The sequence below is a fragment of the Methylobacterium symbioticum genome (assembly GCF_902141845.1).
Taxonomy (GTDB): Bacteria; Pseudomonadota; Alphaproteobacteria; order Rhizobiales; family Beijerinckiaceae; genus Methylobacterium; species Methylobacterium symbioticum.
The window spans coordinates 25,076-31,725 of record NZ_CABFPH010000061.1; the positions used below are offsets into that span (position 1 = coordinate 25,076).

Consider the following 6,650-nt stretch of genomic DNA (forward strand, 5'->3'; position numbering starts at 1 on the left):
CGTGGCCCGAGGATCGGCGATAGGGCGTGAGGGCTTGGCCGTTGTCTCTCGGCGGCAGCCTATAGTCGACTTGTGTCCAAATCGGGAGCGCCAGCTTGATCGTCCGGAGCGGCCTCGACGCCGGCCTCACCACCGGCTTCGCGCGCCTGCCCGACAACGTCAGAGCCGTTCCCGATCGCGTCGCGACACGGAACGGCTTCCGGTCCTTGTCGGGACGCGCTCTCTGTCGCCAAACCGGCATCCCCCTCGGCGGCGAGCGCTCCCGTCGCGGCCTCGCCGGGGGCGCGCGCTTTCTCCTGCGCCTTCCGGCGGCGCAGGTTGTCACGGAGCGCCGCCTTGAGGCGCTCCGCCCGTGCATCCTTCGACTCGCTCATCCGCGAACCCGTCTCCCGCGTTACGTCTCGTTCACCGTGTGCGGCGCAACGTCGCCCATTAGGACCCATCTCGGCGCGCGCAGATCAGGAATGTTGGAACTCATCTTGAATCGATTCCAGATCAGCCTGTATCTTCCCCTCGACAGCGCCTGAAGACGCTGCCGACAGGAAACCGCAGCCACGTTCCAAGTCCGCCATGGCCAGCAGGTGCCAGCCTCGTGCCGGTGCCACGGTTCCGGCAAGCCCGGAAGACCGATGCCGGCCGACCCGTTCCCGCGCATCGGCGGCTCGCCCGTCCTCACGCAGCCATCCGAAGGACCCTCATGCCCGTGACCCGGTTGCCCGCTGCCCCGAATTCCGCATCGGCCGGACCCGGCATCAGGACGGATTACGAGGTTCATTTCCGCGGCGCCCTCGACAAGCTGCACGGCGAGCGGCGCTACCGCGTCTTCGCCGATATCGAGCGCATCGCCGGCCGCTTCCCGGCCGCCACCTGGCGCCGGGCCGACGGCTCGACCCGCGAGATCACCGTCTGGTGCTCGAACGACTATCTCGGCATGGGCCAGCACCCCGAGGTCGTCGGCGCCATGACCGACACGGCCAAGCGCTGCGGCGTCGGCGCGGGCGGCACCCGCAACATCGCCGGCAACAACTCGCCGCTGGTCGATCTCGAGCGCGAGCTCGCCGACCTGCACGGCAAGGAGGCGGGCCTCGTCTTCACCTCCGGCTATGTCTCGAACCAGGCCGGCATCTCGACGATCGCCAAGCTGATCCCGAACTGCCTGATCCTCTCGGACGCCTACAACCACAACTCGATGATCGAGGGCGTGCGTCACTCGGGCTGCGAGAAGCGCATCTTCCGCCACAACGACCTCGCGCATCTCGAAGAGCTGCTGATCGAGGCGGGCGACCGGCCGAAGCTGATCGTATTCGAGAGCGTCTACTCGATGGACGGCGACGTGGCGCCGATCGGGAAGATCTGCGACCTCGCTGACCGCTACGGCGCCATGACCTATCTCGACGAGGTGCATGCGGTCGGCCTCTACGGCGAGCGCGGCGCGGGCATCGCCGAGCGCGACGGGGTGATGCACCGCGTCGACGTGATCGAGGGCACGCTCGCCAAGGGCTTCGGCTGCGTCGGCGGATACATCACGGCCTCCAGCGCGATCTGCGACGCGGTGCGCAGCTTCGCGCCGGGTTTCATCTTCACCACCGCGCTGCCCCCGGCGGTGGCGGCGGCGGCGCGCGCCTCGGTGCGCTACCTCAAGCATTCGAAGAGCGAGCGCGAGGCGCATCAGCGCCAGGCCGCCCGCACCAAGGCCGCCCTCGATGCGGCCGGCCTGCCGGTTCTCGCCACCACGACGCATATCGTGCCGGTGATGGTGGGCGATGCCGAGCTGTGCAAGGCGGCGGCCGACCACCTGCTGGAGTGCCACGGCATCTACATCCAGCCGATCAACTACCCGACCGTGCCGCGCGGCACCGAGCGCCTGCGCATCACGCCCTCGCCCTTCCACGACGAGGCGCAGATCCAGAAGCTCACCGCGGCCTTGGCCGAGACCTGGGACTCCCTCGATCTGCCGCGCGCCGGCACCGTCTTCGTCGAGGCGGCGGAGTAGCTAGATCTCCAGCACCAGCCCGTCCTCGGCGGCGATGTAGCCGTCGGGGGTCTGGGCCAGCATCTCCGGGCTCATGTGGGTGAGCATGAGCCGCGTCGGCGCGATCTCGGGGAGCCGCGCCTTCAGGGTTGCCCAGGCGAGGTGGAACGGCACCCGCCGCTCCACCGTGTAGCCCTCGGCGATCATGAGGTCGGCGCCCACGCCGGCCGGAACCAGCGCCTCGACCCATTGCGTGTCGCCCGTATAGGTCAGCACCTTGCCCGCATGGGCGAGACGCAGGGCGTGCGAGGGCGCGCCCGAAGGGTGCTCCACCGCGAAGGCCGTGACCGCGACGCCGCCGATGGTCTCAGGGGCCCCGGCCTCGATCTCCCGCACCACGACCGGGAAGGTCCGCTCCACCGTGCTGGAGCCCGGGAACAGCACCTCCATGGCAGCCGGCAGCCGCGCACGAATCCCGGGCGGCCCGACGATGGTCAGGGGCTTGGTGCGGCGGCTCACGAGCTGGCCGTCGAGGATCAGCCAGGGCAGGCCGCCGAAATGGTCGCCGTGCAGGTGGGTGAGGAACACCGTGTCGATCCCGTTCGGGTCGACGCCGAAGCGGCGCATGGCGATCAGCGCCGAGGCCCCGCAATCGACGAGGAAGCCCGTCCCCTCCGAGGCCACGTGGAAGCAGGTGTGCAGACGCCCGCCGGAGCCGAAGGCGTCGCCGCAGCCGAGGACCGTGAGCCGCATCGCAGGAAGCTCCCTTGAAGGTACGTGCCGTTGCATCGCAGCACGGGATGCGCTGTAGCTCCCCGGCTCGCGAATCATAGGGGATGGGAGCGGCGATGTCGGGTGGTCACGGGGGGATCGAGGGATCGAACAAGCGCGTCGCGCTGCTGATCTCGGTGCTGGCGCTGTTCCTCGCCTTCAGCGAGACGCTGGGCAAGGCGGCCCAGACCGATGCGATCAGCGCGAATGTCGAGGCGTCGAACCAGTGGGCGTTCTTCCAGGCGCGCACCATCCGCAGCACGGTGCTGAAGACCGCCGACGAGGCCATCGCCCTGCTGCCGCCGGGACCGAACCAGGAGGCGATCCAGGCCAAGCGCGCCGAGTGGGCCAAGACCATGGCGCGCTGGGATTCCGAGCCCGCCACGGGCGAGGGCCGCAAGGAGCTCTCCGAGAAGGCCAAGGTCGCCCAGGAGAAGCGCGACCTCTCGCTCCACCGCTACCACCATTACGAGCTGGCCTCGGCCGCCTTCCAGATCGGCATCGTGCTGGCCTCGGCCGAGGTGATCACCGGCATCGTCGCCCTGGTCTTCGCGGGCGGGCTGCTCGGCATCGCCGGCGCGGTGATGCTGGGCTTCGGCTTCTTCGCGCCGCACGCCCTGCACCTGTTCTGATCCGGGGTCCGCTGAGGCCCGTCCGCACAATCCGAGCCGGGCCGTCAACCGGTCGCTAAGGGCGCTGGCCGAACCGGCCGGGGACGCGTGCATCGCGGTAAGGGTCCGTTCACGCCGATCGCGTCGCATGGCGTCTCGATCGATTCCCGGCGACGGCCCTGCCATGCGCATCCTCCTCGCACCGGCGCTGCTGCTCGCCGCGTGCGGCTCCGTCCCGGCGGCGGAGCCCACCCCCTTCCGGACCGCCCTCGCGACGGCCGGCGGCTGCGGCCAGCACCGCGCCCTCGCGGAGGAGCGCCTCGGCCGGCTCGATGCCGCGACGGCCTCCGCCCTGCCGCAGGGCGAATCCGACCTGTTCGGCAAGCCGGCCGGACATTGGACCGAGGACGAGATCCGCGACGCCCTGGCGGTCTTCGCCGCCTGCGAGTCCCCGGCTGGTCCGGGCGCGGCGAGAGGGCGTGCGCGTCTGGCGCGGGACCTGCGCAGCTTCGAGACCGCCCTGCGCCGGGCCATCGTCGTCGGTCACGCTCCGGCCCCGGCCGAGACGGGGGAGGAGCCCCCGCCGCACGATTCGGGCCGCAGCGCCGCACAGGGGCCGGCTCCGTCCGGTTCCGGCCGATTGCGGCAGGGGCCGGCCTTCATCCCCGCCGCGGGTGCCGCCGGGCTGCCGCCGCGGCCGCCGGCCGTGGCCCGGGACACCAATCCGGCCGAGACGCGCCCCGAGGCCGCAGCGGCGAGCGCGGATCCGGTCGCCGCTGCGCTCCCCGGCGAGGCCGTCCCGCCCGCCCGGCCCGGGCGGACGCGGGATCAGGGTCATGCCGCGCCCGAGCCGCCCGGCCGCTCCGCTCCGGTCGCTGCCCATCGCCCGCCGACGGAACGGACGCAGTGCCCGATCAGCCTCGGCACCTTCGAGATGATCCAGGCGGAGATGCGGCTCGCGGAGGTCGAATCCCTCATCGGCTGCCGCGGCAGCATCGAGAGCACCGCGACGATCCCGGGGCTCGGCGCCTTCGAGACCTATCTCTGGTCGGACCGCGGCGGCAGCGCCACCGTCACGCTGGTCTTCCAGAACAAGCGCCTGCGATCGAAGGTGCAGCGCGGTCTCGGCGCCGAGGCTCCGCGCGGGACTTGAGCGCAGGCGTCGAGCCTCAGAACAGGCTGAGCTGCCGCGCGGGCTCCGCGAGGCGGGCGCGCAGGTCGAGCCGGTCGGTGAGGGCGACCGGCCTGTGGTCGGCGGCGATCAGGAAGGGCCGCGCGCGCTTCAGCCCCGAGGTCAGCCGGGCCACGTCGTCGAGCCGCAGGGTGGTGTGGCGCCGGGCCTGGACGATCCGGTCGACGGCGCGCGCGCCGAGGCCCGGCACCCGCAGCAGCATCTCGCGCTCCGCCCGGTTCACGTCGACGGGGAAGCGCGCCCGGTTCTTGAGGGCCCAGGCGAGCTTCGGGTCGATGTCGAGGGCGAGCATGCCGTCGTCCGAGGCGTCCGCCACCTCCGCGGGCGAGAACGCGTAGTACCGCAGCAGCCAGTCGGCTTGGTAGAGCCGGTGCTCGCGCTGGAGCGGGGGCGATGTGAGCGGCAGGATCGCCGCGCCGTCGGGGATCGGGCTGAAGGCCGAGTAATAGACGCGCTTGAGGCCGACGCGGTCGTAGAGATGCGCGCTCTTGGCGATCAGCGCCGCGTCGGTGGTGTCGTCGGCGCCGACGATGACCTGGGTCGAGTGCCCGGCCGGGCTGAAGCGGCGCTTCTCCGCCCGGGCCTCCGCGATGCGCTCGCCGATCTGCGCCATCGCGCCCTCGATCGCGGCGCCGTCCTTCTCGGGCGCCAGCCGCTCCAGGCTGGCCTCGGTCGGCAGCTCCACATTGATCGAGAGCCGGTCGGCGTAGAGGCCCGCCTCCTCGATCAGCCAGGGGCTCGCCTCGGGGATGGTCTTCAGGTGGATGTAGCCGCGGAAGCCGTGGTCGCGCCGGAGCGCCTTGGCCACCCGCGTCAGCAATTCCATCGTGTGGTCGGGCGAGCGGATGATGCCGGAGGAGAGGAACAGGCCCTCGATGTAGTTGCGCTTGTAGAACTCCACCGTCAGGCGCACGACCTCGTCGACGGTGAACTTCGCCCGGCGCACGTTCGAGGAGCGCCGGTTCACGCAATAGGCGCAGTCGAACAGGCACCAGTTCGTCAGCAGGATCTTCAGGAGCGAGACGCAGCGCCCGTCCGGCGTGTAGGCGTGGCAGATGCCGGCGCCTGTGGTCGAGCCGAGCCCGTCCTTGCCGGCCGCGCGCTTCGGCGCGCCCGAGGAGGCGCAGGAGGCGTCGTATTTCGCGGCATCGGCCAGGATGCGCAGCTTCTTCGCGAGGGTCTCGTCCATCGAACGGATGATGAACAGGCGCGGTCCGGAGGCAAGGGCGCGCGGGGCCGCATCCCCCGCGCGCGATGCCGCAGCCGCCTCGAAGCCGTCCCCGATCGCGGTGGGATCGGGGACGGCGGAGAGCGCTCGCGCGGATCAGCCCTGGCTGAGGGTCGCCTTCAGGGTGATCTCGGCGTTGAGCACCTTCGAGATCGGGCAGCCGGTCTCGGCGGCGTGGGCGAGTTCGTCGAACTTCGCCTGGTCGATGCCGGGGATGGTGGCGGTGAGGGTGAGCGCCGATTTCGAGACCTTGAAGCCGTCGCCCTCCTTCTCCAACGTCACCACCGATTCGGTCTTCATCTCGGTGGCGGTGAAGCCCGCCGCCTGGAGCTGGAAGGCGAGCGCCATGGTGAAGCAGCCGGCATGGGCGGCCGCGATCAGCTCCTCCGGATTGGTGCCGGGCTTGTCCTCGAAGCGGGTGTTGAAGCCGTAGGGCTGGTCGGCGAGCACGCCCGACTGGGTCGTGATCGTGCCCTTGCCCTCCTTGCCGGTGCCCTGCCAGACCGCGTGCGCCCTGCGATTGATCATCTCGTCCTCCCGCGAAGCGGATGGGCGGCGCGGGTTGCGCGGCCCTGCCCGGGGCGGCAAGTGGCGCAGGCCGTCGTGAAATCCAGCGCTCAGGCCTCCTCGTCCTCCGCCTCCAGCGTGCGGCGGGCGAGGGCGTAGGGGAAGCCCGCCCGGGCGAGCGCCGCGAGATCGCGCTCGCGATGCGCGGCGCGTGTCTCCGGCGGCCGGAAGGGGCCGAGCCGCCGCCGCTTCGCGTAGGCCCGGGCCGCCTCCGCCTCGATCGCGGCCGGGTCCTCCGCGGCCTCGGCGCGCTCGGCCTCCATCGCCGCCGCGATCTCGTCGCGCGGCACGCCCTTGGCCGCGAGCTTG

The 6,650-nt window shown here is 71.6% G+C and carries 7 protein-coding genes and 1 pseudogene; 3 read left to right on the forward strand and 5 right to left on the reverse strand.

Translation table 11 applies throughout. The annotated features are described in order from the left end of the window. Positions 1 to 59 precede the first annotated feature (59 nt). Entirely contained in the window at positions 60 to 374 is a 315-nt protein-coding gene (locus tag MET9862_RS18875; RefSeq protein ID WP_142584435.1) for a hypothetical protein, read from the reverse strand. Between the two features lie 323 nt (positions 375 to 697). Between MET9862_RS18875 and hemA the strand changes: the two genes are divergently transcribed. Further along, positions 698 to 1,993 carry a 5-aminolevulinate synthase gene (gene hemA / locus MET9862_RS18880; RefSeq protein WP_142584436.1) on the forward strand — a complete coding sequence of 432 codons (1,296 nt, stop codon included), beginning with the start codon at positions 698 to 700 and terminating at the stop codon, positions 1,991 to 1,993. On the opposite strand, the gene MET9862_RS18885 is transcribed toward hemA, so the two are convergent. Further along, complete coding sequence (locus tag MET9862_RS18885; RefSeq protein ID WP_142584437.1) at positions 1,994 to 2,725, reverse strand: MBL fold metallo-hydrolase; 732 nt, start codon at positions 2,723 to 2,725, stop codon at positions 1,994 to 1,996. Between the two features lie 95 nt (positions 2,726 to 2,820). Between MET9862_RS18885 and MET9862_RS18890 the strand changes: the two genes are divergently transcribed. Together MET9862_RS18890 and MET9862_RS18895 are read left to right on the forward strand one after the other, a co-directional pair. After that, on the forward strand, positions 2,821 to 3,375 hold the full coding sequence (locus tag MET9862_RS18890) for a DUF4337 domain-containing protein (protein ID WP_142584438.1): 555 nt from the start codon (positions 2,821 to 2,823) through the stop codon (positions 3,373 to 3,375). A 163-nt stretch (positions 3,376 to 3,538) separates the two neighbouring features. Then, positions 3,539 to 4,507: a flagellar biosynthesis protein FlhF gene (locus MET9862_RS18895; protein WP_142584439.1), complete on the forward strand. Its 969-nt coding sequence runs from the start codon at positions 3,539 to 3,541 to the stop codon at positions 4,505 to 4,507. 16 nt (positions 4,508 to 4,523) lie between these two features. Here MET9862_RS18895 and MET9862_RS18900 read toward each other — a convergent pair whose 3' ends face one another. From MET9862_RS18900 to MET9862_RS18910, 3 genes and pseudogenes are all read right to left on the reverse strand, one after another. Then, a complete protein-coding gene (locus MET9862_RS18900; RefSeq protein ID WP_142584440.1) occupies positions 4,524 to 5,735 on the reverse strand; it encodes a putative DNA modification/repair radical SAM protein in 1,212 nt (403 codons plus the stop codon). 135 nt (positions 5,736 to 5,870) lie between these two features. After that, positions 5,871 to 6,302, reverse strand: a complete 432-nt coding sequence (locus MET9862_RS18905) for an OsmC family protein (protein ID WP_142584441.1) — start codon at positions 6,300 to 6,302, stop codon at positions 5,871 to 5,873. 89 nt (positions 6,303 to 6,391) lie between these two features. Beyond that, a pseudogene (locus MET9862_RS18910) lies at positions 6,392 to 6,650 on the reverse strand (RecX family transcriptional regulator); the annotation flags it as partial.